Source organism: Streptomyces sp. NPDC048479, from assembly GCF_040651435.1.
In the GTDB taxonomy this organism is placed as follows: domain Bacteria; phylum Actinomycetota; class Actinomycetes; order Streptomycetales; family Streptomycetaceae; genus Streptomyces.
The window spans coordinates 25,671-51,202 of the sequence record NZ_JBEZKA010000014.1 but is presented as its reverse complement, the minus strand read 5'-3'; the positions used below and the strand labels follow the sequence as shown (position 1 = coordinate 51,202).

Below are 25,532 nucleotides of genomic sequence, written 5' to 3'. Positions count from 1 at the left end.
GACGGAGTTTGGCGGACACCCACCGCGACACCCCCGACCGGCAGGTCCGCCTGAGCTTCCTCGGTTGAGGAGGCGCATCTCGCCAGACCGTGGTTTCGAAGTCCGGCCGCCCCCAGCGGTCCCTGTTCCGGGCTGATTGCGGCGCCGCGCCGGCCTCAGGCGGAGCTGAGCGGATGGGTGGCCGTGGCCGAACGCGGTGGCCAGGTCTGGGGAGAGAGGATGCCCAGGACGTACGCCCGGGCGACCAGTGCGGGTCTGGTCGCGGCTCCCAGTAGATCCCGCAGTCGGCTGAGGTGGTAGTCGACGGTCTGCCGGGACAGGTGCAGCGAGGTGGCGATCTCCCCGTTGCTGCTGCCCACGGCCAGCAGGGACAGGATGCGGATCTGGCTGGCGGTGAGCGGAGGATGTGCCTCGTGGGCGAGCCCCTGGTGGGTGACGACCGCCCAGACCTCCGCAGCGCGGGTCGAGGAACGGCCCACTGTCGTCAGATGCAGCCGGGCCCGGCGCTGATGGCCGCGGGCGTCGACCAGCACGGCGGACGTCTCGAACCTCCTGCGACGGCGGGCTATCAGGTCGTTCCATCTGCGGTGCAGCAGGTCGAGTTCCGGCGCCGGAGCCAGCACCGTGTGGGCGCGGCGGCCGACGAGATCCGATGGCCGGGTCTGCAGGAGTTCGGCGGCCGCGGCGCTCGCCTGCTGGATCCGTCCGCCCGCCGAGATCAGGGCGCAGGGCAGCCCGCTGTGGTCGCGCAGCGCGTGCAGGCTTTCCTCCGCCTCCCGGCGTTGGTCCAGCGCGCGCGTGTAGTCGGTGATGTCCACGTAGATTCCTGCCACGCAGGTCTGTGAGCCCTCCAGGACGGGGAACCGGTGGCCCGCCGCGTATGCGCTGGTGCCGTCGGACCGGTGGTAGGTGAGGGTGTGCCGCACTGATCTGCCGTGGGAGAGGATCTCCCGGTCCAGCGCGAGGAACTGCGCGGCGTCGGCGAGGGAGTCTAAGTCCTGCACATGCTTCCCGATGACGTTCCCCGGCGTGGTGCCGTAGAGGTGCGCGTAGGCGTGGTTCGTCCAGAGGTAGCGCCCGTCCTCGTCCCGGATGAAGGCTGCGGCGGGGGCGAAGTCCGCGAATGCGTCGAAGCGGCGCCCGGCGGCGGTCCCGGCGCTGACCTCCAAGGCCAGTCCGCGGGCCCGGCCCCCGCACCCCACTTCGTCGAGGGGCCAGCTCACATCGAAGACCCGCCCGTCGAACCGCGCCTGCCAGTGACTGACTTCGGGGGAGTGCCAGGACGCCGCGAAATCCTGCCGCATGGCCTCGAGGAACCGCTGTGGCGTCCGCGAGTCAATGAAGGCACCGCCGCCGCTGTCGATGACGCGCAGCTGCCCGTCGGCCTCCCACCAGTACACGGGCAGGTGCTCGAGCAGCGCTTTGAGAGTGGTCTCGTCCACGACGACCTTTCCATCAAGTTTCAACCGGATTGCGTGTGACATCGCGATGTGTATCCGCTCTGTTTCCGCGCATGCTCGGTTCTCGGCCGACCTGGACGGCGCCGGGCCGCGATGCCGGCCGTCACTTCCGCCATACGTCATCACGGGGCCTCCCCGCCGGTTCAACGGTGCCTGCAACTCAGGCATTTGCCTGATCGGCCGGCGTTCGATGCGGCGATTCGGGAGCCTGTCGGCTGATTTGCTGGAGCGGTGGTGGGCACCCGTCATGTCGCTCGCCTCCATCGTTCTGACGGACCATCATCATCCAGAGGAGTTGGATTTCTGTGAGCAAGGTGCTGTTCGTGCATGCCAAGGGCGGCCCGCCCCTCGGCTATGCCCTGACACGGGTCGCCGCGAAGTCGGCAGTGCACCTGCTGGCGCTCAGCGCACTTCCTCCCAGCGTGGCCGCGACCGCCGAGCGCCTGTGCGCCTCGGTCCTGGTCCCCACCGAGTCGGAGCGGCGCGACCTGGTGTCCCTGATCGTTGCCCGGGCCCAGGCCATCGGTGCGGACGCGGTTGTCACATTCTCCGAGTACGCGGTCGTGGCCGTCGCCGAAGCCTGCGAGAAGCTCGGCCTCGCCGGGGCGGGCAGCTCCTGCGCACTCGCCCGCGACAAGCGGATGATGCGGCGTACCTGGCAGGAACACGGCATATCCCAGCCCCGGTTCCGCCCGGTCGCCTCGGAGCAGGAGCTGTATGACGCGGCTGCGGCCCTTCCCTTACCCCTGCTGCTGAAGGCGGCCTGGAGCGCCGGTTCCACCGCACACCAGGTCATCCGCTCTTCGCGGGAGGTAGCGGAGGCCTGGGGGCGGTCGCGGGAAGTGATGGCCGAATCCGCCCAACTGGGATACGCCGAACTCCACGTGGCCGACGCCGACGCGGACTTCCTGGTCGAGCAGATTGTCGCGGGATCGGCCGAGGACTGGTTCGACGAGCCGGGGTGGGGCGACTACGTGAGCGTCGAAGGTGTCGTCATCGACGGCGACTTCCGACCCGTCTGTCTCAGCGGACGCATGCCGACGGTGGAACCGTTCACCGAGCGCGCCGGCATCACCCCCGCCTCGCTGTCGCACGTCGCCCAGGAGCGCGTCGTGGCCCTCGCGCGGGATGCCGTCGACGCGCTGGGCCTCGCGAACTGCGGAACGCACACCGAGATCAAGCTCGGTGCCGAAGGCCAGATGTGGGTGATCGAGACCGCGGCCCGGTTCGGCGGCGCGATGACCGTCCCGCAGATCGAGGAGGTCTTCGGCCTGGACCTCATCGGGATGCTCGTCGACCACCTTCTGGGACGCCCGGTCACCTGGCCGACGCGCGCCCGTACGCCGGGGGAGGCGCGAGGCGCGGCGGGTTCGCTCGTCGTACTGGCTGTCGACGGTGCCGGTGACGCCTGGCCGGACCGGCGCGTCTGGGACTTCCCGACGGTGACGGAAGCCGTCCCGGTCAGCGACGGCAGCCGGCTGTCGGTGGTGGCCGAGAATTCACTTCCCGACGGTGCTTTGGTGCCGGTCTACGACCCGGCCGCCGGCGCGAACACCATGGCGGCACTCTGCCTGCTCTCCGCCGTCGACCCGCAGACCGTCATACGTGACTTCCGGACCCTGGTGGACCTCCTGCCGCACGTCCTACCGGTGGCTTCGCCCGAGGAGGCCCGCTCATGACCACCCACCTCCTTCCTCCGGGCGCGCCGGACCCTGCCGTGGACCGCACGGTCGTCGGCGAGAATCTGTCCCTGCCGTTGTTCCGCACCCTCTCCGGCGTGCTGGCCGGTCACCCCTACCTGAAGGTCGTCGTCGACCGCGCCGAGGACACCTGGCACCTGCTCGACACGGCCGTCCACCCCTTCCACGTCAACTACGTCGCCACCCGCATCCTCGACATGGAGCTGGAGGCCCTGGACGCGTGCCTGGATGCCTTCAACGCCTCGGTGTACCGGGATCCCGGGCGTCGCTTCCTCCTGGGTGTGCTCTCCCTGCACACCGACGAGGACTCCGACGGCCGCGAGCGACCGTTCCTGGTCCTCGAGACGACCGAATCCGACACCATGCACGGCGCCTTGCTCGACGCGTTCTACGCGTTCGTCCGCGGCCGGGTCGACGGCCGACTGCCGCTGCTGCTGAAGCCGGCGAACCATGGACAGGAACAGGAGCTGACCGCGATCAGCGAGGTCCGGGTGCCGCGGATACCCAGCCACGAACTCTTCGGCAACCGGACGCGGACACCGCTGAACGCCGCCGAGGCCATCGGCAGGCTCCGCTACTTCCGGACGGCCGAGGAGTACGAGGCAGCCGCCGACGGGCTCGGCTGGTCGGACATCGTGGCCATGGCCTGCCTGCCGGACGACGTGCCGCGCGTCGCCGGATTCCTCAACACCGCGCCCACCACGCCGCTCTCGCACACCAACGTCCTCGCCGCCGGCTGGGGCATCCCCAATGCGATCGTGCGCGACCTGGAACAGATCGTCGAGAAGGACGACCTGAACGGTGCGTGGGTCCGCTACCTCGTGCGGGACGACGAGATCACCCTCGTGCCGCTGGCGACCGCCCCGGCCCTGGAAGCGCCGACGTGGCACCAGCAGCGGATCCGGATGGAACCTCCGCTGCTCGAGGACGCACCGGCCCTGGCTCTGCACCGGCTGCGCCGCGCGGACCGGGACCGCTACGGCACCAAAGCGGCCAACCTCGGAGAGCTTCACCACGTCCTCGACAGCCGCACGGCCGATCTCACCGCGTTCTACGGGCAGTCGCGGCCGCCCCGCACGGATCTGTACGGCCATCTCGCGGCCCGACTCGGTGTCACGGATGCCACCACCGGCGGGCTGCGGCAGGCGGCGTCCGAATTCGCCGCACGTACCGTCGCGGCCCCCGACGGAGTCGCCCTCCCGTTCGCCCTGCAGCAACGCTTCCTCACCTCCTCACCAGCCCTGCAACAGGGCATCGGAAAGCTCAAGATGGCGCTCGAACTCGACGCGGTCGAGGTGTTGGACTCGCTCTGTCTGCACCTGCAACACGTCGTCCGGAACACCCCGATGCCGGAAGAGGTGACCCGGCAGATCACCCAGGCGTTCCCCGCCCCACTCGCCGCAGGAAGCCGCCTGGTGGTGCGCTCCTCCTCCAATGCCGAAGACCTTCCCGGGTTCTCTGCGGCGGGGGTCTACGACTCGGTCACCACCGTCCGCGGGGCCGGCGAACTCCTGGACGCGGTGCGCCGGGTGTGGGCCTCCCTGCTGTCGCCGCGCAGCGTGCGCCTGCGCCATCAGGTCGGCATCTCCCTGGACGACACATACATGGGGGTGATCATCCAGCAGTACGTCCCCGCGGATCTCGGGGGCGTACTGGTGACCTGCAACCCGACGAAGCGCGAGGACTTCCGCAACGTCTACCTCAACTGCTCGCCGGGATCCCCCGAGACGGTGGTCGACGGGACGACCCTGCCGCAGCAGTACCTCTACAACACCGTTGAGGGCGGCGGCCGTACGGTGGCTCTCGGCTCGTCCGGCGAGGACCTGCCCACCGCGACCAGGAGCCGGCTGATGGACCTGGCCCTCACCGGTCGGCTGCTGCAGTCCCACTTCAGCGAAGGCGACGCGGACCATCCGCTCGACATCGAGTGGCTGATGACCGACCAGGGGGACTTCCGACTGGTTCAGATCCGCCCCTACGCACTGTGATCCGCCGTCCTGACCGGCCGCGGCCGACCTCCCGGGCCCGTCCGGCGGGCCCGCCCCCGACACCCGCGGCTCGCCGGATCATCCGACTCAACAACGGCTTCCAACTGCTGTTCAACCTGCTGTGGTGGATGCCGGTGTTCTACGCCTACCAGCGGGAGGCGGGACTGTCGGACGGGCAGATCTTCGGGATCCAGAGCATCTACTATGTCGCGTTCTGCCTGTTCGAGATCCCGACCGGGATCGTGGCCGACCGCATCGGCGCACGCAACTGCCTGCGGGCCGGGGCAGTCGTGATGACTGCCGCGAACCTCGCCCCGGTCCTCACCCCCTCGTACGCGGGCTTCCTCCTCCACTTCCTGGCCATCGCCGCCGGCCGGTCCCTGACATCGGGCGCAGCCAGCGCCTACCTGTACGACGGGCTGCGGGCCGAGGGAGGCGGCGAGCACTATCTGAAGGCCGAGGGCACGGCTCGCGCCCTCGGCCTGGCCGCGAAGGTGATGTGCTGGCCGCTGGTCGGCCCCCTGATGGCCGTCGCTCACGCGGCGCCGTACGTGCTGAGCGCCGCGAGTGCGGCGGGCTCCCTGGCATGTGCCCTCGCGCTGCCCCGACTTGCCCCGCCCCGCGGGGAGGGGCGGTCGGGTCGGGCGCCGGGGAGAGGCGGGACGAACCGGAACCGTGGAGCGTTCCTGCACGACGCGGGCGCCGCGCTGCGCTGCGTACGAGCCACACCCTGGCTCGCCCTGGTCATGGTGCAGGGCGTGGCCGTGTTCACCCTCTCCCGCATCTGCCAGGTCAACCTTTTCCAGCCCATGTTGTTGGCCCACGGCATCGGCGAGACCTCGCACGGCGGGGTGCTGGCGGCCATGACCGTGGCGGAGGCCGTGGCCTCGGCGCGTCCCCAATGGCTCGGCCGCCGTCTGTCACCGGTGGCCATGGTGTCCCTGCTCAGCCTGGCGCTGGCGGGCACACTGGCGAGCATCACCTTCGGCGGGCCCTGGACCGTGGTCGCACTGCTGTGCCTGTTCGCCGCGGTCACCGGCTTCACCTACCCGATCCAGCGGAAGCTGGTCAACGATGCCATCCCGGCGCACGCCCCTCGCGCCACGCTCCTCTCGGTCGAGAGCATTGTGGACCGAGGCGTGTGCGCGCTCGCAGCCGTGGCTGCGGGAGCCTACCTGTCGGCAGGCCGGCTGGACGCCCTGCTGTGGCACAGTGCGATCGTGACCTGCGTGGTGATGATCGCTCTCCAACTGGTCCTGCGGAGCGATGCAGTGGGACGGCGCGCTTCGACAACGACTGTGACTACGCAGGGAAGGAAGCGCGGATCAACGACGGCGAGCTGATCCGCACGCTCGCCGAGGCGGCACGACCTCGCGGGATGAGCAGTCGGTAGGCGGCCGCATCGCAGGGTTGTCTGCGATGCGGTTCACGGCTTGACGCAGTCAGGCGAGTTCGGTCTCCCATTCGGCGAAGGGCGGCTGCTCCTCGTAGCTGGGGTCGCAGTACCCCCGGATCCACTCCGCGGCGCGATGCTCGGCCTGGTCGTAGTTGGTCACCTTGCCCTCCTGGTCCACCTCGAGGACGTTGGTGAAGATCGTGAAGACCATCTCCAGCTCCGAGCCCACGGTGACCAGACCCGGGCGGTAATCGATGTCTCCCAAGAGCGGGATGTCCACCGTGCCGTTGGCGAGGGTGAAGGCGAAGTGACGGATCGAGGCTCGAACATCCCTGGGAATCTTGGACATTCGAAGATCCTGCCAGCCAAGGGCGCCTGACGGAAAGTGATTCCACAACCTGGCGAGGTCGGACGGGTCGGCGCTCAGCGCAGGGGCAGCACCAGTTCGGACGGGTCGTCCTCCGGTGAGCCGAACGACACCTTGCTGTTCACTGGTGTGCGACCGCCGTACAGCGGGTCCTTGGTATCGAGGACCAGAGCCAGCCGGTGTCCTGCGGGCAGGTCGTAGGCGGTGGCGAAAAGCGGGATGTCGAGGGGGAAGGCCTGCTCCGGCATCCTGCCGGACCAGCTCTGCGGGGCGTGGGAGATCAGCTTCCCCACGCCGAGGGCGTTCACGTCGTAGAGATAGCCGATCACCGTGCCCTCCGGCGCGGAGGCGGTGACGGTCGTGTGCAGCTTGACGGCTCCGCGGATGTGCTGCGCGGCCGTGTACGGCGCCGACTGCCATACGGCTCCGGCCCAGCGGGGCAGCAACGGGACCACGACGACGGGAGGCAGTTTGAGGACCTGGTCGAGCAGCCCGGACAGTTCGGTGATGCCGCCGTCGGCGCCCGAGTTCGTACCGCCGACGACCGTCGTCCGCCATCCTGTCCCAGTCGTGCCGCTGCTCCCGGGTGTGCCGCCGTCGAGCGAGCCGGTGCCGAAGTCGTTCGCTCTGCCGAGCTGCAGCCGCTCGGTCCGCGAACTGATGGCCTGCCAGGAGGGATAGGTCTCGTGTGCGCCGCCGGGCCGTACTTCCAGCTCCACCGGCGGCCGAGGTGTGCCGCCGCTGCCCTTGAGGTGCTCGTCGAACCAGCTGAGTGCGCTCGCCCAGGTGGCATTGTCCAGCCCGAGCAGGCCGGTGACCTCCTGCGTGGCATGGTCGCCGGGGCGCAGCTCGATCCGCTTGGGGCCGGTCAGCTTCTGATAGAAGGCAGTGATCTGGCTGGAGTTGAAGATGCTCTCCCCCCATGCACTGGCGAGGAAGACGGCTGTGCCGTTGGCGTTGATGCGGTCCACATAAGCGCCCGGGGACCTGGTCCGCGCCCATCCGATGACTTCGGGGGTATTGCGGTCGCCGAAGAGGTTGGCCAGCGTCCGCTGGAACTCGGCGCTTTCGCGACCGGCGGGCGCCCCAACGGCGGCGAGCACGGCGGCGGCCTGCAGGTGCCGGGTCTCGCCGCTGTAGAGCGAGTCGACCAGATCCCCCCAACCGCTCATCGCAGCCACCGCTTTGATCCGCGGGTCGGCGGCGGCTCCCATCAGGGTCAGACCGCCGCCCAGGGAGAGACCGGTCATCCCGATCCGCTGCGGATCGGCCGGAGTCCGGGCGATGACCCAGTCGATGACCGATGAGATGTCCGCCACGTCCTTGGGCCCCGCAACATCGACCTCGCCTCCGGAGAGCCAGAAGCCGCGGACGGTGTAGGTGACCACGACGTAGCCGCTTGCGGCGAGTTTCCTGCCCTGGAGGACGTACTCGAGGTCGTTCTGCCCCCAACTGGCCGGCTGCACGATCACCGGGTATCGGCCGTGCGCGTCGGCGCCGGGTGTGCTGGGGGCGGGGGTGAACACGTTCGCCTTGAGGACGACACCGTCCTTCATCGGGATGTCGGCGAGGCGGAGGGAGGGCCCCGCCGTCGCTTGAGCTGCCGCGCGCGCCGGTCCCGGGGCCGCTGAGGTGGATGCCGCCTGTGCTGCGGGTGCCGCGGCGACTGTGCCGAGGAGGGCGAGTGCCGCGGCGACGGTGGCACTGGTCGTCCGGACCCTGGCGCGGTGTCCGCCGTGGTCTTGCGTTCGTCTCACTCATGCTCCATCTGGCTCGGACTGTTGTGCCACGGAGGCACTGCCCACGGCGCGGTGATCGGAGCGTAGAGGTGCGGAACAGCCGCGGGGGAGACGATGATCAGCCAAATTACCCACGGGTAAGGGTGGGGGGCCGACGCCCGACCAGGTGCGCAGCCGTCGACGCGCGGTACCTGAGACATGGAGTCAGCGCGGCTCCCCGTCGGAATCGGTGGATCGGCCCGCGGCTCTGTCGAGGCCGAGAACCAAGCTGAAATGAGGCGCCGGCGGCGGATGAGCGGTCCGGCGACGGACGAAACCTCACCTCGGCGTGGCGTGCCGTCCAACGGGTGATTATCGGCCTGCACTCACTCGAAGAGCCCATGGTGTAGCTCTAATGCGGCGCTCTCCGCTGGTGCGGAGGGGAAAAGAGGCTGACGGTGAATCAAGTCGCCCCTGCGATCCGGTGACCGATGAAGTGTCGGTCTTCGCAGACGCGGCGAAAGGAATGTGCCCCATGCGCTCTGCCCGCACTCTATTCGCGTCAGCCGCTACCACTGCGGTCCTCATGATCTCCGTTCCTGCCGCGTTTGCCGTGACCTCGGCCGATGACTGGGACAAGGACAGCGGCTCGTCTTCCAGCAGCGACAGCCAGGAGAAGTCTGAGAAGGGTGACTCCGAGAAGTCTGAGAAGGGCGACTCCGAGAAGTCCGAGAAGGGCGACTCCGAGAAGTCCGAGAAGGGCGACTCCGAGAAGTCTGAGAAGGGTGACTCCGAGAAGGGTGACTCCGAGAAGTCCGAGAAGGGCGACTCGGAGAAGTCTGAGAAGGGTGACTCCGAGAAGTCTGAGAAGGGTGATTACGACAAGTCCGAGAAGGGCGACCACGAGAAGTCCGACAAGGGCGACTACGGCAAGGGTGACCACGACAAGGGTGACCACGACAAGGGTGACAAGCCGAACGGTGGTGTCCACACCGGTGGTGGCGCTCTGGCCATGGTCGTGGCCGGGGACTGGGGGCAGGACAAGTCCGACAAGGACGACTCCGACAAGTCCGAGAAGGGCGACTCCGACAAGGGCGACAAGGACGACTCCGACAAGGGCGACAAGGGCGACAAGGACGACTCCGACAAGGGCGACAAGGGTGACCACGGGAAGGGTGACAAGCCGAACGGTGGTGTCCACACCGGTGGTGGCGCTCTGGCCATGGTCGTGGCCGGGGACTGGGGGCAGGACAAGTCCGACAAGGACGACTCCGACAAGGGCGACTCCGAGAAGGGCGACTCCGAGAAGGGCGACTACGACAAGGGCGACCACGACAAGGGCGACCACGGGTCCTGGAAGAAGGACAAGCCGAATGGTGGTGTCCACGCCGGTGGTGGCGCTCTGGCCATGTCCGGCAACAGCCTGGCTGCCGGCTCGGTGCTGATGCTCATTGGTCTCGGCGCAGGGGCGTACCGGCTGCGCCGGAGCGCCTCGGGTGCTGCGGCCTGATGGGGCCGAACCACTAGTAGTTCGCTGGCTGCCGCGGCCGCCGTCCCTCCCGGGCGGTGGCCGCGGCGATTGCCCTTTCCGCTCCCCGGACTATTCCGTCGCCCGCCCGCGCCTTACTGGCCCCCGTACGCGAAAGGCCCGCTCGCATGGCCGCCCTGCAGCCGCCCGGCACAGCCCCCGCCTCCCGTCCCTTCGGCCGCGCCCTGATGTGGCCCGCTGTGGCGGTTGGGCTGGGCTTCCTCCTTGTGTACAACTCCTTCACCAACCCGGCAGAAGTCGCTCCGCCGGCCCGCGCTGTGGCTTCGGCTCCCTCCAGGCCCGCCCCTGCCGCCCCTGCGGCCCCTGGTGCCGGTCTGGCGCTGCCCCGTTCCGCCCCGAAGCGGCTCTCGATCACGGAGATCGCCGTCGACGCGCCCTTCACGCCGCTGTCCGTCGGCTCTTCGGGACAGCTGAACGCGCCACCCGGAGACGACGACAATCTGGTCGGCTGGTTCCAGGAGGGCCCCACACCTGGCGAGCGCGGCACCTCAATCGTCGCAGGCCACGTCGACACCAAGACCGGCCCGGCCGTTTTTGTGGAGCTCGGCTCCCTCAAGGCGGGAAGCAAGGTCGACATCACCCGCGCAGACGACACCGTCGCCACGTTCAAGGTCGACTCCGTCGAAACCTTCAGCAAGGCGCACTTCCCCAATGAGCGGGTGTACGCCGACACCCCCTCCGCGCAGCTGCGTCTGATCACCTGCGGAGGCGAGTACGACAGGAAGGTGAAGGACTACACGGACAACGTGGTCGTGTTCGCCCATCTCGACTCCAGCAAACGCGCGTGAACCGCTGCCAGGAAAACCGAGACCTCAGCCGCACAGCACGCGCAGCGGCAGGATACTGGCGGTCGGGCATGGACCATCGACGGCGGGAGTTCTTGTGACAGCACTGCGTCGGCTGATCGTCCTGCGGCACGCCAAGTCAGCCCGGCCACCGGATATGGCGGACTTCGACCGACCGCTCACCGGGCGGGGCCGTAGGGACGCCTCCGCTGCCGGTCGCTGGCTGCGGGACGCCCGTTACACCCCGGACCTTGTGATCTGCTCCACCGCTGTCCGTGCCCGAGAGACCTGGGAACTGGCAGCCGAACACCTTGAAACCCAGCCACCCGTGCAGCACGAGGACCGCGTCTACGATGCGGACCTCCACACACTGCTCGCTGTCGTACGTGAAACACCCGCATCCGTAGACACGTTGCTGCTGGCCGGTCACAACCCTGGAGTCCAGGAGCTGGTGCTGTCACTGGCTGCGGAGGCGCTCGGCGACGCCCTGAAGCGTACCCGCGAGAAGTTCCCCACCAGCGCCATCGCCGTTCTCACCTGGCACGGCGACTGGTCCGAGCTCGCCCCCGGCGCGGCTCTGCTCACCGATATGGCGGTCCCTCGGGGGACTTGACCGGTACGGGGAGCCGCTCGGCACTCGGAGAGCAGGCGTCAGTCGTCCTTGCCGGCCTTGAGCTTGTGCCACACCGTGCTGAGCGCTTCGAGATCCTCCGTGTCGAGGAGGTCGGTGAAGACCGGAGCCAGGCAGGAGCGTCGCGTGGCGTCGGCCTCTTCGAAAAGCTGGTGGCCCTCCGGCGTCAGGGCCACTTCGACAGAGCGCGCGTCACGAGGGGACGGGGTGCGGGTGACAAGACCGCGGCTCTGGAGGGCGTCGATGACGCGGGACACCTGGCTGCGGCTGAGCATGGTGCTGTTGCCGAGCACGGAGGCCGGAACAGGATCCGGGTTCGAGGCGAGCCAGAGCATCACCTCGAACCAGGAGACCGGCAGGTCGTGGGCCTTGCTCAGGGCGCGGTCCACGCGTTCGGTCAGAACGGTTCCGGCCCAGACCAGTCCGTAGAAGGCGTGGTCGGCCACGGGCATCTCTGCCTGGGTGAGCTTCCTTTTTGCCATGGGCCCGATCCTACCTGTTGCGTGTGCACGCACAGAATTGTTATGGTGTGTGTACACGCACTGAATTGCTCAGTGTCCATGCACGAAAGGCACACCATGTCTTCCAAGGTTGTTCTGATCACCGGCACCTCCTCGGGCATCGGCCTGGCCGCCGCCGTCGCCGCCGCGCGGGCCGGCTGGCAGACCGTGGCCACCCTGCGCGACACCAGCCGCGCCGACGCGCTGCGCAAGGCGGCCGCGGACGCCGGGGTCGAGCTCGACATCCGGCAGCTCGACGTCACCGACGAGACCTCCGTCGCCGCCGCGATCGAGGGCGTCATCAGTGACCACGGCCGCCTCGACGCCGTGATCAACAATGCGGGTGCCGGGCACCTCGGCACGCTCGAGAACGAGACGGTTGCCGATGTGCGCAAGGTGATGGAGGTCAACTTCTTCGGAGTGCTCCATGTCTCCAAGGCGGCCCTGCCCCACCTTCGAGCCTCCGGTGGCCGTCTGATCACCGTCACCAGCGTCGGTGGGGTCATCGGGCAGCCGTTCAATGAGGCTTACTGCGCTGCGAAGTTCGCCGTCGAGGGCTACATGGAGAGCCTGGCGCCGGTGGCTGCCAAGCTCGGTGTGACCGTCTCCGTCGTCGAACCCGGCGCTGTGGCGACCGAGTTCGTCAGCAACATCGGTGTCGACCCGGAGGCCGCGATTGCCACGGCCGGTCCGTACACCGATGCGCTGCGGTCCTACGTGGAACGCACCGTCTCGCAGTTCCTCAGCGGCGCACAGACCCCGGCCGAGGCTGCCGAGTCGGTTCTGCAGGCGCTGACCGCGGACCGGCCCGCGTTCCGTATCCAGACGTCCGACTGGGCCCGCGCCTTCACCGGCACCAAGCTCAACGACCTGGACGGTTCGGCGGTGCTCGGCCTCACCGGCGGCTGGGTCGGCTGACCACGCGCGACGGACGCCGACCGCATGACGGCGTGGCTACCAGGTGTCGACGTACGGCCGCCGCGCCGCCCCGTCCGGCTCCGGCGACCAGGCGTCCAGCGCTGCCAGGATCCAGCGCCGCGAGTCCGCCGGGTCGATCACCGCGTCGATCTCCAGCGCGGCCGCCGCGTTGACCGCCTTGCCGTGCTCGTACAGCTCGGCGACGCGCGCATCGAAGGCCCGCTGCCGTTCCTCGGCATCCTCGATCGCGGCCAGCTCATTGCGGTAGCCGAGGCGTACCGCACCCTCCAGGCCCATGCCGCCGAGCTCGCCGCTCGGCCAGGCGGCGGTGGCCAGGGGAGCCCGTGTCGAGCCGCCCATCATGGCCATCGCGCCGAGTCCGTACGCCTTCCGCAGGATCAGGCAGACCAGCGGTACGCCGAGATGGGCGCCCGTCACAAAGAGCCGGGAGAAGTGGCGTACGGTCGCGGTCCGTTCCGCGTCAGGACCGACCATGAAACCGGGCGTATCGCAGAGTGAGACGACCGGTAGGCCGTGGGCGTCGCACAGCTGCAGGAAGCGGGCGGCTTTGTCGGCGGCGTCGCTGTCGATCGCGCCGCCCAGCTGCCCGGGGTTGTTGGCGATCAGGCCCATCGGACGGCCCTCGATCCGTACCAGTGCGGTGATCACGCCGGTCCCGAAACCGCGGCGCAGCTCCAGCACCGAGCCGGTGTCCGCGAGCCCCTGGACCGCCACCCGAATGTCGTACGCCCGGCGCCGGTTCTCGGGCACGGCGTGACGCAGCGCCCGCGGGTCGGCGGAGTCCCAACTGCCTTGCGGGCCCCCGAAGTACGAGAGGTACTGGCGCGCCACTCCCACCGCCTCCGCTTCGTCGGCGACCGCGATGTCCACCACGCCGTTCGGTACCTGGACGGAGAGCGGACCGACATCCTCGGGCCGGTGCACTCCGAGCCCGCCGCCCTCGATCATCGCCGGGCCACCCATGCCGATCGTCGCCTCGGGCGTCGCGATCACCACATCGCAGCAGCCGAGCAGCGCCGCGTTGCCCGCGAAACAGCGCCCGGACACGACCCCGACCAGCGGCACCAGACCGCTGAGCCGCCCCATCTGGTGAAACGTCATGAGATCGAGCCCTGCGACGGCCGTGGTGTCCGTATCGCCCGGCCGCCCGCCGCCGCCCTCCGCGAACAGCACCACAGGAAGCCGCCGCCGCTCGGCGAGCTGCAGCATCCGGTCGGTCTTGCGGTGGTTCTGGTGCCCCTGAGTGCCCGCGAGCACCGTGTAGTCGTACGACATCGCCACGCACGGCGTCCCGTCGACCCTCCCGGTGCCGGTGACCATGCCGTCGGCGGGTGTGGCGACGATCAGGTCCTCCAGCGAGCGGCGGCGCCGCTGGGCGGCGATGGCGAGTGCCCCGAACTCTGTGAAGCTGCCCGGGTCGCAGAGTGCGTCGATGTTCTCGCGGGCTGTGCGGCGGCCGATCCGATGCCGTTTGGCCACCGCGTCGGGACGGTTCTCGTCCAGGCCGATCGCATGGCGGCGCAGCGACTCGGCGAGATCCGGGCGTACGGAGCCGAGGTCGACGCCCTCCTCGACCGGCCCGTCATCGGCAGGCTCGCCACCGGCCGGATCGAGCAGTACCAGAGCCTGTCCCTCTGCCACCGTGTCGCCCACCGCCGTCGGCACGGACCGTACGGTCCCGGCCGCGCCCGCCCTGACCACGTGCTCCATCTTCATCGCCTCGAGGACGAGCAACTGCTGCCCGCTCCGCACCCTGTCTCCGGGCGCGACATCGACCGCCACGACGGTGCCGCTCATCGGTGCCCCGGCAGTGCCCCCATCGGGGGCCGCCGTACCCGGGAGGTCTGCGAGCCCTTCGAGGAAGCCGGTGTCCGTGCCGCCCGCGGCGAACTCCGGATCCGCAAGTACCACCCGGAGCAGCGGAATCCCGGTCCGTACGCCCTCGATCCCGAACTCGCCGAGCGCCCGCCCGGTCCGCTCGCACGCCGCCGCGAAACCGGCGCCCGCCGGCACCCGAGCGATCACTTTCGCAAGGAGAGGGTCGTACCGGGTGCCCGTCGTCAGCCCGGCACGGGTCGCCGTGTCCACCCGTACGCCGGGCCCCGTCGGTACCTCGAACCGGCTCACAGTCCCGGGCTCTTCCGCGTACACCCGGGCCTGCACGGCAAACCCGCGGGGCGGTGGAGACTCGGCGAGACCGAGCGACTCCAGCGTCTCGCCCTGGGCGAGACGCAGTTGCACGGAGACCAGATCCACGCCCGTCACCTCCTCGGTGACGGTGTGCTCCACCTGGAGCCGCGGATTGGCCTCGATGAAGTGGAACTCCTCACCGGCGAGGAGGAATTCGAAGGTCGTGAGCCCGGTGACGCCCGCCTCGCGCGCCATCCGCAGAGCGGCATCCAGCAGCCGGTCCCGCAGCTGCGGGGGCAGCGCGGGCGCCGGAGCGATCTCGATCAGCTTCTGGTGGCGGCGCTGGGCGCTGCAGTCCCGCTCCCACAGATGGGTCACCGCCCCGGTGGTGTCACCAAGGACCTGCACCTCGATATGGCGGGCGCCCTCCAGCAGCCGCTCGGCGTACAACTCGCCCCGTCCGAAGGACCGCAGAGCCTCCGACCGGCAGCGCTCCCAGGCATCCGCAAGATCGTCGACGGCATGCACGGCCCGCATCCCGCGCCCGCCGCCCCCGCCCACGGCCTTCACCATCACCGCCGCGCCGGGACCCAGCTCCGTGAGGAACTCCCGGGCCTCCTCCAGGCCGGTCGCCCCTCGCGTTCCCGCGAGCACCGGCACACCGACCCGCTCGGCGAGGACCCGTGCGCGCGCCTTGTCGCCGAAGAGTGCCAGCACCTCGGGCGATGGCCCGACAAAGCCGATCCCCGTCTCCGCGCAGCGCGCGGCGAAACCGGCGTCCTCGCTGAGGAATCCGTATCCGGGGTGCAGCAGGGCGCACCGCGCACGCCGCGCCGCAGCCAGCACCGCCCCGCCGTCCAGGTATGCGGCAGGCCCCGATCCGGGCAACGGCACTGCCTCGTCGGCCAGTTGGACATGCGGTGATCCCGCGTCGTCCTCGGCGTACACGGCCGCGGTCCGCATTCCGGCCTCAGCGGCGGCGCGCAGCACCCGTACGGCGATCTCCCCGCGATTGGCGACGAGTACGGCGGCAGAACCCATGAGTTCCTCCAGAGAAGGCGGCGCCGCCATGCTCATCGGCCGATTCCACCGGCGCAAGGTCCCCGACGTCCAAGATCAGACGGAGGGAGCCTGCGGAACGAGCCAGTCGTAGGCGGCCTGCGCCGTGAACTCGCTCTGTCCGCCCGCGAAGAGCAGCCCCGCGGACTGGAACGCCGGGTCGCCGGCCGTCGCCGGGACATAGGGGACAGCGATGCAGCGCATACCTGCGGCGTGCGCCGCCGCCGCACCCGGCGCCGCGTCCTCCAGCACCACACAGTCGGCAGGACCGGCACCGAGACGGCGCGCGGCCTCCAGGAAGACATCGGGCTCGGGCTTGCCCTGTGCGACCTCCTCGGCGGAGACGATCGTGGGGATGAACCCGTCGAGACCGGTGCCGGCGAGCACCGCCTCGATGGCGGCGCGGGACGAGCCGGACGCCACCGCCATCGGTACCCCCTCCGTGTGGAGCCGCTCCACGAACTTCCACATCTCCGGGAAGACATCCGTCGAAGCGCGCGCCAGCTCCAGATAGTGGCGGTTCTTCGCGGCCAGCAGTTCCTCGACCGGCACCTCGATCCCGTACTGCCCACGCAGGATCTCCAGCGTCTCCCGCGTCCCGATCCCGATGAACCGGGTGTGGTGCTCCCAGCTGAAGTCCGCCACGCCGTGCTGGGCCAGCAGTCGGCGCCCCGCCTCGTAGTAGTTCGGTTCGCTGTCCACCAGTGTGCCGTCGAGATCGAAGATGACAGAAGTGGTGCGCGAAGTGCTCATGCGCACCAGCATGCCAAGACTCGGTTCGACTGTGCCGAGCCGGTGCTCATCCTTGCCGAGCCGATGCTCAGCGCGACGTGCCGGCGGCCCGGCCCACCGACTCGACCAGCGGCAGCAGCCGGTGCGGCACGCGCTCGCGCAGTGCCATCTCGGTGCGCGTACGCACCACGCCCGGCAGCTGGATCAGCCGCTGGATGACGTCCTCGAGATGCCCGTTGTCCCGCGCGGCGACGCGCGTGAGCAGATCACCGCCGCCGGTGATCGAGAACGCCTCGATGATCTCGGGCACGGCCGCGAGCGCGTCGCCGACCTCGTCCAGATGCCCCTGCGTGACCTCGATATGGACGAAGGCGAGCACCGGATGCCCAAGGGCGGCGGGGGAGAGGTACGGACCCGTGCCGGTGATCACGCCGTCACGTTCCAGCCTGTCGATCCTGGCCTGCAGGGTGCCGCGCGCGATGCCGAGGATCCGGGCGTACTCACGCACGCTGGTGCGCGGCTGTTCGATCAGCAGCCGCAGGATGCGGGTGTCGAGTGTGTCCACCGTCATGCGCCCGTTGGCCTCCCTCCGGCCCGAGCTCCGCCCTGGACAGCGCCAATGGCCCAGTCTATCGCGATCGAGTTGAGCCACTGGGTGCGGTGAGACCTTCCTCTGCGGAGAGGGCGAGTCACTGCTCGCGCATGCCCCACGGTGAGCCGTACTCGGTCAGCAGGTCCAGGAAGGGTCGGGCGGGGAGGGCTTCGGGGCCGAGGACGCCGCTTCCGGTCCAGGTGCCGGCGGCGATGAGTTCCAGGGCCACGACGGGGTTTATGGCGGTCTGCCACACGACGGCCTGGCAGCCGTACTCACGCATGGACCACTGATTGTCGACCACGTGGTACAGGTAGACCTCGCGCGGGCGGCCGTCCTTGGTTCCCTTGACCCAGGTGCCCGCGCAGGTCTTGCCGTGCATGCGCTCCCCGAGGGCCGCCGGGTCCGGCAGACAGGCGGCGACCATGTCCCGCGGAGAGACCTGGACCGTGCCCGATCCGTCCGCCGCGGGCACCGGCACCGGATCGGTGCGGTCGAGGCCCAGCAGGTGCAGTGTCTGCAGCGTACGGATGAAGTCCTCGCCGAGGCCGTACTTGAAGGTGACGCGTCCCGCGTCCACCCAGCGTGGGACCAGCAGGACCTCCTCGTGCTCGACGTTGACGCACTCGACGGGGCCGATCCCCTCGGGGAAGTCGAAGACCTCGGGCTCGCTGAAGGGGGCGGTGGTGAACCAGCCGCGGTCGGCCTCGTAGACGACGGGCGCATTGAGGCATTCCTCGATGGTGGTCCAGATGCTGAACGAGGGCGCGAAGTCATAGCCGTCGACCGTGAGGTTCGCTCCGTCGCGGATGCCGATCTCCTCGATCTCGTCGAAGAGTTCCTCGGCGGCGTGGCGGGCGAAGACATCGGACAGTCCCGGCTCGACACCGATGCCGACCAGGGCGAGCAGTCCGGCCTTCTCCCAGTCCGCGGCCCGTTCGAACTGAGTGTCGCCGAGCTTGACGCCGGTCAGTTCGTAGGGGCGCTCCGGGTGCGGGCGGGACAGCGACATCGCCATGTCCAGGTAGTGCGCCCCGGCGGCCAGGGCCGCCTGGAACAGCGGCATCACGAAGCGGGGGTCGGTGGCATTGAGCAGGACGTCGCAGCGCTGCCGGTGCAGCAGTGAGGTGACGGCCGTCTCGTCGCTCGCGTCGATCCGTTCGGCGCTGAAGCGGCCGTCCGGTTCCAGGGCCGCGACCGCGGCCTGGGCGCGGGAGATGTCGTAGTCGGCAACGACCATGTGGTCGAAGAAGGACCGGCGGGCGGCGATCCGGGTAATGGCGGTGCCGACGCCGCCGGCTCCCACGAGAAGAACACGCATGGCCAAACTCCGTTTCCCGGACACGGTGTGCAGGCGCCGATTGTGGGGCGCGCCGCTTGTCGGATCCGATCCAACGCGCCCGCCGCTTTTAACGTCAACCCTGTTGGCATAAGCTGGGTCGGGTCAGGGTGATGGTGGTGGAGGGAGCGTGCCGTGCCCAAGCCTGTGGTGCCGGAGGAGGCCCGGAGGCGGCGGCGTCCCACGAAGAACGGGGCGGTGCTGTCGGAGCAGCTGATCGTGGAGACGGCGCTGCGCATGCTGCGGGAGCACGGGAGCGCGGGCCTGACCGTCCGCCGCCTCGGCACCGCCCTGGGGGCGGACCCCAGCACGCTGTACCGGTACTTCAGCGGCATCGACGACCTGACGCTGGCCATCGGGAACATGCTGATCGGCCGTGCCCTGGCGTGCTGGGAGGGCACCGGCGACTGGCGCGCCGACCTACGGGAGCTGGGGCTGCGCATCCATGCCGCGTATCTCGAGCATCCGCAGGCGGCAGTGCTGACCGCCAGCCGCGTGACGGGCAAGGGTTACGAAGTGGCGGCTGACGAGACGATCCTGGGGCTGCTGCGCACAGCCGGCTTCCCGGACGCCGAGTCGGTCCGGATCTATCACGCGTTCATCGATCAGAGCCTGGCGTTCGCCGCGCTGGACGCGGCCTCGCTGGCGCTGCCGACGGCGGCACGCGCGGCGGACGAGGAGGTCTGGCAGGCCACGTACGCCCGGCTGCCCGCCGCGACTCATCCGCACATCGCAGCGACGGCGCATCTGCTGGTCGCCCGGATGAACCACAGTGCGTATCCCACCGCGCTGGAGATGCTGCTGGACAGCGCATCAACTCGGCTTCGCGAAGAACAGCGCGGGGACGGCGGCGGGAGCGGGAGCGGCTGAGCCTGCTCGGCTCTTCGCCTTCGCCGACCGCCGTATCGTCCAAGTGCTCACCTTGGATGCACAAAGGGTAGTTGGCCGCGGAGCCGGTTCACGGTGCCTTCGGCGGGTCACGGGCCGCCCTGGGGAGAGCGCTCGTCCCCGTTGACTGAGCGGTCGCGCTCGAGGACCCAGACAGCCACCTGGGCACGGGAGGTGAAGCCGAGTTTGCTCAGTATGTGCTCGATATGGCCCTCCGCCGTGCGCTGGGCGATCACCAGCGTGGCCGCGATCTCCTTGTTGCTCAGCCCCTGCGCGACCAGATGGGCGATCTCGGTCTCCCGACGGGTGAGCGGTGACGGCCGCTCATCCTCTCCGCTCGGTTCCGCCGCCGGGTGTTCCTCGAGCGCGTAGCCGAGTGCTTCGGCGTAGGAGAGCTGGGAACCCTTCCTGACGGCAGCACGGAAGGCCGTGGCACCAAGGGCCCGGCTGGTGCGCGACGCGCATTCGTCGTGGTATTTGACGAGGTGTCCGTACCCGGACAGCGGCGCGCCGATCGCCTGCCAGACGGTCTGCAGGACGCCCAGGAGCCGGGCGGCGCGCTCGTACTGCTCCTCCGTGGCGGCGATCCAGGCCAGCACCTCAAGGTTGACGCCGACCCCCAGCGGATCGTCGAGCGAACGGTTGAAGACCAGGCTCGCCTTCTCGAGCTCGGCGGCGCGACGGGCGTCGCCCTGGCGCCAGACCTCGATTCCGAGCGCCATCGTCGTGTAGGCCCTGTGCCAGCCCTCTCCGTACGTGTCGCACACCCTCAGCGACTCCTCTCCGAAGGCGATGGCGCGCGGCGAGTCACCGAGGAACGAGTGGACGAGGGAGAGCCGGATCAGCGCCAGCGCGAGTCCCACGGGGTCGTTGACGGCCTGGTGCCGGGCCACCGCGTCCTCGTAGAGCCCGATCGCGGATTCGGCGTCTCCCCGATACATGGCGATCATGCCGGAGTACAGCGCGGTGTAGGCGACTACGGAGTCGTCCGCGAGCCGTTTCCCGAGCTTCCCGCTCTCCTCGAGCATGGCCGCCGCGGCGGCGGTCTCCGACTGGATGACGGCCAGCCAGCTGTTGGTCCACAGCGCTCGGGCGCGGACCTGGTTCGGTTCGGTGCAGACGGCGAGCCCCTCGTCCAGCCAGCGCCGTCCCTCGCCGAGGTAGTAGCTGGTGATCCAGTGGTAGAGCAGGTCCGAGGCCATGCTCAGGCCGGTCTCGGCCTCCCCGGATTCGGCGAAGCTGTACTCCAGGGCAGTGCGCAGGTTGGTGTGCTCCAGGTGGAGCCGTGCGAACCAGGCCACTTGGGACGGGCCGAACAACTCGGCACGCGCTTCGGCCGCCAGCCGCCGGTAGTAGTCACGGTGGCGCCGTTGCAAGGGTGCCGTATGCCCAGCTGCGACGAGCTGTTCCCGGCCGTACTGCCGCAGTGTGTCCAGCAGTCGGTAGCGCACCGTCGAATGGGGCTCCTCCCTGAGAAGGACCGACTTGTCGACAAGCCCGGTCACCACATCGAGGATCTCTTCACGGCTGATGCTGTCGCCGGAGCAGACCTCCTCGGCCGCCTCCAGATCGAAGCCGCCGGTGAACACGGAGGCGCGAGCCCAGAGCAGCCGCTCTTGACCGGTGCACAGAACGTAACTCCAGTCGATCAGCGCGCGCAGTGTCTGGTGGCGCGGGAGCACCGCCCGCGAACCGGCGGTCAGCAGCTGGAACCGGTCGTCCAGCCGCTCCAGCAACTGCTGTACGGACAGGGCCCGCAGCCGGACGACGGCAAGCTCGATTCCCAGAGGGATGCCGTCCAGCTGCCGGCAAATCCGTTCCACTGCTTCACGGTTGGCCTCGGTGACGGAGAACCCGGGCAGGACGGCGCCCGCCCTCTCGGTGAACAGCCGTACGGCGTCGCACCGGGCCAGCGACTTGAGGGACAGCCGGGGTTTCCCGGTGCTCGGCAGGCCCAGCGTCGGCACGGCCAGGGTGTGCTCGTAAGGGAGGCCCAACACCTGCCGACTGGTGGCCAGGATCTTCAGATCGGGGGCGGAGCGAAGCAGAGAATCGGCCAGCACGGCGCACTGCGGCAGCAGATGCTCGCAGTTGTCCAGGATCACCAGTGTGCGCTTGTCCCGGAGGTGTTCGGTGAGGATGTCCAGTGGCCCGCGGGAGGAATGGTCACGGATCTCCAGCGCTTCGGCGACGGTCTGGGCGAGCAGCTCGGAATTCTCCAGGCCCGCGAGTTCGATGAGCCACACACCGTCCGGAAACGCCGACCGGACCTCGGCTGCGACATGTGACGCCAGCCGCGTCTTGCCGACTCCCCCCACACCCGTGAGCGTCACCAGACGCGATCCGGACAGCCTGTTGCGGACCTCGGCCACCTCGTGCCGACGTCCCACGAAGCTCGTCACCTCGGCAGGCAGCCAACCCTCCTGCCGACGTGTCGAGACGCTTGGTGCCACGACAGTCATCGATTCCTCGGATCGGTCCGATCCACGGAGCCACAGGCCGTTCGTGAACCGGGCCGACGCCGTCCAGCCTAATCCTCTGCGGCTCCGACGGTCCCCGGGCGGCGGCTCCGGACGCCCCCGCCCGGCTGAAAGGCCGGAGGGGAAATCCGGTCCTCCCGCCGCAGGTGCAACCATGGTGTTATGTCCGCCCACGGCGCCAATGGCACCGGTCCCCACCTACGGCGGGGCGCTTCCTTCGGCGACGAGTCCTCCCTGATCGGCCGCCGACAGCAGCTCGCCGAGGCCAAAAAGATGCTGCGGCATTCCCGCCTGGTGACCCTCACGGGTGTGGGTGGCGTGGGCAAGACCAAGCTGGCAACGGGAGTTGCCGACGAGGTGCGAAGGGCGTTCCCGGACGGTGATTGGCTGGTCGAGCTCGGCGCGCTGGAGGACGAAGGGCTGCTGGCGCAGACTGTCGCGACGGGGATCGGCCTGCGGGACCAGTCGGCCCGGCACCCGTCGGACCTGCTCTGCGACCGCCTTCGTGACACGCGTTCCCTGTTGGTCCTGGACAACTGCGAGCACATCCTGGACAGCTGCGCGGCGCTCACCGACCGCCTGCTGCGCGCGGCTCCCCGGCTGCGCGTGCTGGCCACCAGCCGCCAGCCCCTGGGGGTGTACGGCGAGTCCGTCCTCTCGGTGCCCGCACTGGCCGTGCCGGAACCCCATCGAACGCTCCGCCCCGAGGCAGCCGCTCACTATGCAGCGGTCAGGCTGTTCCAGCGGCGGGCGGCGGAGGCGTCGCCGGAGTTCACCCTCGGCCCCGAAAACCTGGAGACGGTCGTCCGGCTCTGCCGGCATCTGGACGGCATCCCGCTCGCCATCGAACTGGCCGCGGCGCAGCTCAGGACGTTCACGCCCCAAGAGATCCTCCGGCTGCTGGACGAGCGCCTCGAACTGTCCCCGGACAACACCACGGCGGACCTGCCCCGCCACGAGACCCTGCGCGCCTCGATCGACTGGAGCTTCGATCTGTGTTCCCCCGGTGAGCAGCGGGTGTGGGCACGCACATCGGTCTTCGCCGGGAGCTGCGGGCTGGACGCGGTCGAAGCGGTCTGCTCCGGTGACGGCATACCCGAGGAGAGCATCCTCGACCTGGTGGCCGGGCTGGTCGACAAGTCGGTTCTGATCCGGGAGGAGCAGGGTGCCCAGGTGCGCTACCGCCTGCTGGAAACGATTCGGCAGTACGGCGCGGAGCGCCTGGCCGAGGCCGGGCAGAAGCCGGCCCTGCAACAACGCCACCGGGACTGGTACCACCAGCTGGTGGACCGCGCGGAGGCGGAGTGGCTGAGCCCGCGACAGGAGACCTGGCTCGCCCGGCTGCAGAGTGAGCACGCCAACCTCCGCACCGCCCTGGAGTTCTGCCTCAGCGAGCCCGGTCAGGTGCAGGAGGGGCTGGATATCGCCGCCTCGCTGTGGTTCCACTGGCTGTGCAGCGGATTCCTCAGCGAGGGCCGCCACTGGCTGGGCAGGGCACTGGCGCTCGCACCCCAGGACACGGTGGCCCGCGGCAAGGCGCTGTGGGTGGACGGCTGGCTGTCGGTGCTCCGTGGCGACACGTCCTCCGCGCTGCCGCAGCTGGAGGAGTGCCGGGCCCTAGCGCTCCGGCTTCGCGATACAACCACCCTCGTCCATGCCGAGCAGTTCCTGGGCGGCTGCGCGCTCTACGAAGGCGACTTCCGCCAGGCGATCGGCCTTCTGGAGAAAGCCGTGGAAGGCCACCGCGCGGCCGGTGATCGCAACGGCTTGATGACCGCCCTGTATCAGCTCACCGTGGCATGTGCCATGTCCGGCGATCCTCGTGCCGCGGATGTCGGGAAGGAGTGCCTGGACCTGTGCGATGAGGCACAGGCGCCCTGGTCCCGCTCCTACGCCCTGTGGGCGCTCGGCCTCTACCGCTGGCGCCAGGGTGAGCCACGCCATGCGGCAGAACTCCTGCGCGACGCCCTGAAGACCCGCCGGGTCGTAGGGGACGGATGGGGAATCGCCCTCTGCCTGGAGGCGCTGGCCTGGGCCGCCGCCTCAGCCGGCGAGGCGGAAGACGGTGCCCGGCTGCTGGGCGCGGCGGAGGTCGTGGGGCGTTCCGTAGGGATCGCGCAATCGGGGTTCCAGTACCTGGCCGCGGGACACGAGAGGACCGAAATCCGTCTACGCGCCGAGCTCGGCGAGCGCAGATACACCGCGGCAGTACGGCGCGGAGCGAGGATGGGACGCGACAGGGCGGCGGAATGGGCCCTGTACGGCTCCTCGGCCCCGGCTTCGTGGCCCCCTCGGGAGGTGGCGGCCGGCCAGTGAAGAGGCGCCGGCCGGTCAGTGAAGGGGGCGGGTGAAGCGGGATCCGCAGTAGCGCCGCACGCGGAGCGTTTGCGCCCTCACCCAACGATGCCCACCAGGCCCACTTCGGGCGGCTCAGGTATCGATACGGGGATTTATCCCCTCCCGACATGCTGGTCGTCGGCACATGATGGTCGCGTCATACGAGATCCGCCCCGGTCGGGCGGAGAATCGAAGGTCCGAGCAATGTGCCAGCACCAGCCACCGTGCCCATCCTCAACCGCGTCCGACCATGACGCTGCCCGCCTCGTGGCCTACCACCCTGAGCAGGGTTGGGGCCTCCTCTGCAACGGTGTGACGGTGTTCGAGGACATGGGTGAGCTCCTGCCCGACGTCAGGTCCGCTCCCACGGCTCAGGCCCTGGAGGTCGGGGCGGCATGAAACCGTTCACGGCGCCCATGCCTGAGTTTGCGGCTGGTCCGACACAGCAGGCCGGGCTCGGCGTTCCTCCGGACGAGAGCCCCGGTAGAAGGTCCTGGCTCCTGCCACCCGAACCGTCCTCGGTGCGAGAAGCGCGGCGAATCGTCCGCACCCAGCTGGCTCAATGGGCGCTCCACGAGCAGATCGACGACACGGAGCTGCTCGTCAGTGAACTGGTCACCAACGCCCTGTGCCATGCGTGGGGGCCGGTCCGGCTCACCTTCTGCCGGCCTTCCCGGCACCGCGGGATACGTTGCGAGATCGAGGACGCGAACCCATCCGGACCCCTGAGGCGCCAGGCCCGCGAGCACGAGGAGGAGGGGCGCGGGCTGTACATGCTGACCCTGCTGTCCCGTTCCTGGGGCAGCGACCGGACAAGCGCCGGGAAGGTGGTGTGGTTCGAGCTGCATACCCGCGTCGGCTCCGGATAGGGGGCCGCGCCCTACGGCGGAAGGAGGGACCTGTCGACGACACAAAGAGAAGCAAACAGCCCGATAGTCATCG

20 protein-coding genes are annotated in these 25,532 nt (G+C 69.5%); 11 read left to right on the top strand and 9 right to left on the bottom strand.

Features of this window, described 5'->3' with window-relative positions:
• Positions 1-155 precede the first annotated feature (155 nt).
• A complete protein-coding gene (locus AB0D12_RS22045; protein WP_362685342.1) occupies positions 156-1,442 on the bottom strand; it encodes a PAS domain-containing protein in 1,287 nt (428 codons plus the stop codon).
• A gap of 323 nt (positions 1,443-1,765) precedes the next feature.
• Between AB0D12_RS22045 and AB0D12_RS22040 the strand changes: the two genes are divergently transcribed.
• The 3 genes from AB0D12_RS22040 to AB0D12_RS22030 are packed head-to-tail and all read left to right on the top strand — an operon-like array spanning position 1,766 to position 6,491.
• Complete coding sequence (locus tag AB0D12_RS22040) at positions 1,766-3,139, top strand: ATP-grasp domain-containing protein (RefSeq protein ID WP_362685339.1); 1,374 nt, start codon at positions 1,766-1,768, stop codon at positions 3,137-3,139.
• Entirely contained in the window at positions 3,136-5,148 is a 2,013-nt protein-coding gene (locus AB0D12_RS22035; RefSeq protein WP_362685336.1) for a PEP/pyruvate-binding domain-containing protein, read from the top strand. Before AB0D12_RS22040 ends, AB0D12_RS22035 begins: the two co-directional genes overlap by 4 nt.
• The gene (locus AB0D12_RS22030; RefSeq protein WP_362685772.1) at positions 5,148-6,491 is read left to right on the top strand and encodes an MFS transporter; all 1,344 of its coding nucleotides are present in this window, start codon (positions 5,148-5,150) and stop codon (positions 6,489-6,491) included. The genes AB0D12_RS22035 and AB0D12_RS22030 overlap by 1 nt, the downstream gene beginning before the upstream one ends.
• Positions 6,492-6,590: 99 nt before the next feature.
• On the opposite strand, the gene AB0D12_RS22025 is transcribed toward AB0D12_RS22030, so the two are convergent.
• Together AB0D12_RS22025 and AB0D12_RS22020 are read right to left on the bottom strand one after the other, a co-directional pair.
• A complete protein-coding gene (locus tag AB0D12_RS22025) occupies positions 6,591-6,893 on the bottom strand; it encodes a hypothetical protein (protein ID WP_362685334.1) in 303 nt (100 codons plus the stop codon).
• A gap of 74 nt (positions 6,894-6,967) precedes the next feature.
• On the bottom strand, positions 6,968-8,668 hold the full coding sequence (locus AB0D12_RS22020) for a CocE/NonD family hydrolase (RefSeq protein ID WP_362685331.1): 1,701 nt from the start codon (positions 8,666-8,668) through the stop codon (positions 6,968-6,970).
• Positions 8,669-9,215: 547 nt separating this feature from the next.
• On the opposite strand from AB0D12_RS22020, the gene AB0D12_RS22015 reads away from it, so the two are divergent.
• The 3 genes from AB0D12_RS22015 to AB0D12_RS22005 all read left to right on the top strand — a co-directional run bounded on the left by AB0D12_RS22015 (position 9,216) and on the right by AB0D12_RS22005 (position 11,576).
• The gene (locus AB0D12_RS22015) at positions 9,216-10,139 is read left to right on the top strand and encodes a hypothetical protein (RefSeq protein ID WP_362685328.1); all 924 of its coding nucleotides are present in this window, start codon (positions 9,216-9,218) and stop codon (positions 10,137-10,139) included.
• A 146-nt stretch (positions 10,140-10,285) separates the two neighbouring features.
• Entirely contained in the window at positions 10,286-10,966 is a 681-nt protein-coding gene (locus tag AB0D12_RS22010; RefSeq protein WP_362685325.1) for a class F sortase, read from the top strand.
• Positions 10,967-11,060: 94 nt separating this feature from the next.
• The gene (locus tag AB0D12_RS22005; RefSeq protein WP_362685322.1) at positions 11,061-11,576 is read left to right on the top strand and encodes a histidine phosphatase family protein; all 516 of its coding nucleotides are present in this window, start codon (positions 11,061-11,063) and stop codon (positions 11,574-11,576) included.
• A 38-nt stretch (positions 11,577-11,614) separates the two neighbouring features.
• Here AB0D12_RS22005 and AB0D12_RS22000 read toward each other — a convergent pair whose 3' ends face one another.
• Positions 11,615-12,076: a MarR family transcriptional regulator gene (locus AB0D12_RS22000; protein WP_327321972.1), complete on the bottom strand. Its 462-nt coding sequence runs from the start codon at positions 12,074-12,076 to the stop codon at positions 11,615-11,617.
• A 96-nt stretch (positions 12,077-12,172) separates the two neighbouring features.
• Here AB0D12_RS22000 and AB0D12_RS21995 point away from each other — a divergent pair, with 96 nt between their 5' ends.
• On the top strand, positions 12,173-13,012 hold the full coding sequence (locus AB0D12_RS21995) for an SDR family oxidoreductase (RefSeq protein ID WP_362685318.1): 840 nt from the start codon (positions 12,173-12,175) through the stop codon (positions 13,010-13,012).
• Between the two features lie 36 nt (positions 13,013-13,048).
• Here AB0D12_RS21995 and AB0D12_RS21990 read toward each other — a convergent pair whose 3' ends face one another.
• The 4 genes from AB0D12_RS21990 to AB0D12_RS21975 all read right to left on the bottom strand — a co-directional run bounded on the left by AB0D12_RS21990 (position 13,049) and on the right by AB0D12_RS21975 (position 18,867).
• Entirely contained in the window at positions 13,049-16,204 is a 3,156-nt protein-coding gene (locus AB0D12_RS21990) for a carboxyl transferase domain-containing protein (RefSeq protein WP_362685315.1), read from the bottom strand.
• Between the two features lie 75 nt (positions 16,205-16,279).
• Positions 16,280-16,975 carry an HAD family phosphatase gene (locus AB0D12_RS21985; protein WP_362685312.1) on the bottom strand — a complete coding sequence of 232 codons (696 nt, stop codon included), beginning with the start codon at positions 16,973-16,975 and terminating at the stop codon, positions 16,280-16,282.
• A gap of 67 nt (positions 16,976-17,042) precedes the next feature.
• Positions 17,043-17,525 (bottom strand): Lrp/AsnC family transcriptional regulator, encoded by a 483-nt coding sequence (locus AB0D12_RS21980; RefSeq protein ID WP_327321968.1) that lies wholly within the window; start codon positions 17,523-17,525, stop codon positions 17,043-17,045.
• A gap of 118 nt (positions 17,526-17,643) precedes the next feature.
• Positions 17,644-18,867, bottom strand: coding sequence for a saccharopine dehydrogenase C-terminal domain-containing protein (locus AB0D12_RS21975; protein ID WP_362685307.1), 1,224 nt, complete (start codon positions 18,865-18,867; stop codon positions 17,644-17,646).
• A gap of 153 nt (positions 18,868-19,020) precedes the next feature.
• Between AB0D12_RS21975 and AB0D12_RS21970 the strand changes: the two genes are divergently transcribed.
• Positions 19,021-19,755 carry a TetR/AcrR family transcriptional regulator gene (locus AB0D12_RS21970; protein ID WP_362685304.1) on the top strand — a complete coding sequence of 245 codons (735 nt, stop codon included), beginning with the start codon at positions 19,021-19,023 and terminating at the stop codon, positions 19,753-19,755.
• 107 nt (positions 19,756-19,862) lie between these two features.
• Here the strand turns inward: AB0D12_RS21970 and AB0D12_RS21965 are convergent, their stop codons facing one another.
• The gene (locus AB0D12_RS21965) at positions 19,863-22,163 is read right to left on the bottom strand and encodes a LuxR C-terminal-related transcriptional regulator (RefSeq protein ID WP_362685301.1); all 2,301 of its coding nucleotides are present in this window, start codon (positions 22,161-22,163) and stop codon (positions 19,863-19,865) included.
• A gap of 252 nt (positions 22,164-22,415) precedes the next feature.
• Between AB0D12_RS21965 and AB0D12_RS21960 the strand changes: the two genes are divergently transcribed.
• The 3 genes from AB0D12_RS21960 to AB0D12_RS21950 all read left to right on the top strand — a co-directional run bounded on the left by AB0D12_RS21960 (position 22,416) and on the right by AB0D12_RS21950 (position 25,459).
• A complete protein-coding gene (locus tag AB0D12_RS21960) occupies positions 22,416-24,569 on the top strand; it encodes an NB-ARC domain-containing protein (RefSeq protein ID WP_362685298.1) in 2,154 nt (717 codons plus the stop codon).
• A 225-nt stretch (positions 24,570-24,794) separates the two neighbouring features.
• Positions 24,795-24,989: a DUF5999 family protein gene (locus AB0D12_RS21955; protein WP_362685295.1), complete on the top strand. Its 195-nt coding sequence runs from the start codon at positions 24,795-24,797 to the stop codon at positions 24,987-24,989.
• 17 nt (positions 24,990-25,006) lie between these two features.
• On the top strand, positions 25,007-25,459 hold the full coding sequence (locus tag AB0D12_RS21950; protein ID WP_362685292.1) for an ATP-binding protein: 453 nt from the start codon (positions 25,007-25,009) through the stop codon (positions 25,457-25,459).
• The last annotated feature ends 73 nt before the right edge of the window (positions 25,460-25,532 follow it).

Excerpts from the sequence above, each read along its gene's own strand:
- AB0D12_RS22035 (WP_362685336.1), top strand. The coding sequence starts at position 3,136 with ATGACCACCCACCTCCTTCCTCCGGGCGCGCCGGACCCTGCCGTGGAC.
- AB0D12_RS21950 (WP_362685292.1), top strand. The coding sequence starts at position 25,007 with ATGCCTGAGTTTGCGGCTGGTCCGACACAGCAGGCCGGGCTCGGCGTT.
- AB0D12_RS21990 (WP_362685315.1), bottom strand. The coding sequence starts at position 16,204 with ATGGGTTCTGCCGCCGTACTCGTCGCCAATCGCGGGGAGATCGCCGTA.
- AB0D12_RS22025 (WP_362685334.1), bottom strand. The coding sequence starts at position 6,893 with ATGTCCAAGATTCCCAGGGATGTTCGAGCCTCGATCCGTCACTTCGCC.
- AB0D12_RS22010 (WP_362685325.1), top strand. The coding sequence starts at position 10,286 with ATGGCCGCCCTGCAGCCGCCCGGCACAGCCCCCGCCTCCCGTCCCTTC.
- AB0D12_RS21960 (WP_362685298.1), top strand. The coding sequence starts at position 22,416 with ATGTCCGCCCACGGCGCCAATGGCACCGGTCCCCACCTACGGCGGGGC.
- AB0D12_RS21980 (WP_327321968.1), bottom strand. The coding sequence starts at position 17,525 with ATGACGGTGGACACACTCGACACCCGCATCCTGCGGCTGCTGATCGAA.
- AB0D12_RS21995 (WP_362685318.1), top strand. The coding sequence starts at position 12,173 with ATGTCTTCCAAGGTTGTTCTGATCACCGGCACCTCCTCGGGCATCGGC.
- AB0D12_RS21985 (WP_362685312.1), bottom strand. The coding sequence starts at position 16,975 with ATGAGCACTTCGCGCACCACTTCTGTCATCTTCGATCTCGACGGCACA.
- AB0D12_RS21955 (WP_362685295.1), top strand. The coding sequence starts at position 24,795 with ATGTGCCAGCACCAGCCACCGTGCCCATCCTCAACCGCGTCCGACCAT.
- AB0D12_RS21975 (WP_362685307.1), bottom strand. The coding sequence starts at position 18,867 with ATGCGTGTTCTTCTCGTGGGAGCCGGCGGCGTCGGCACCGCCATTACC.
- AB0D12_RS22015 (WP_362685328.1), top strand. The coding sequence starts at position 9,216 with ATGATCTCCGTTCCTGCCGCGTTTGCCGTGACCTCGGCCGATGACTGG.
- AB0D12_RS22000 (WP_327321972.1), bottom strand. The coding sequence starts at position 12,076 with ATGGCAAAAAGGAAGCTCACCCAGGCAGAGATGCCCGTGGCCGACCAC.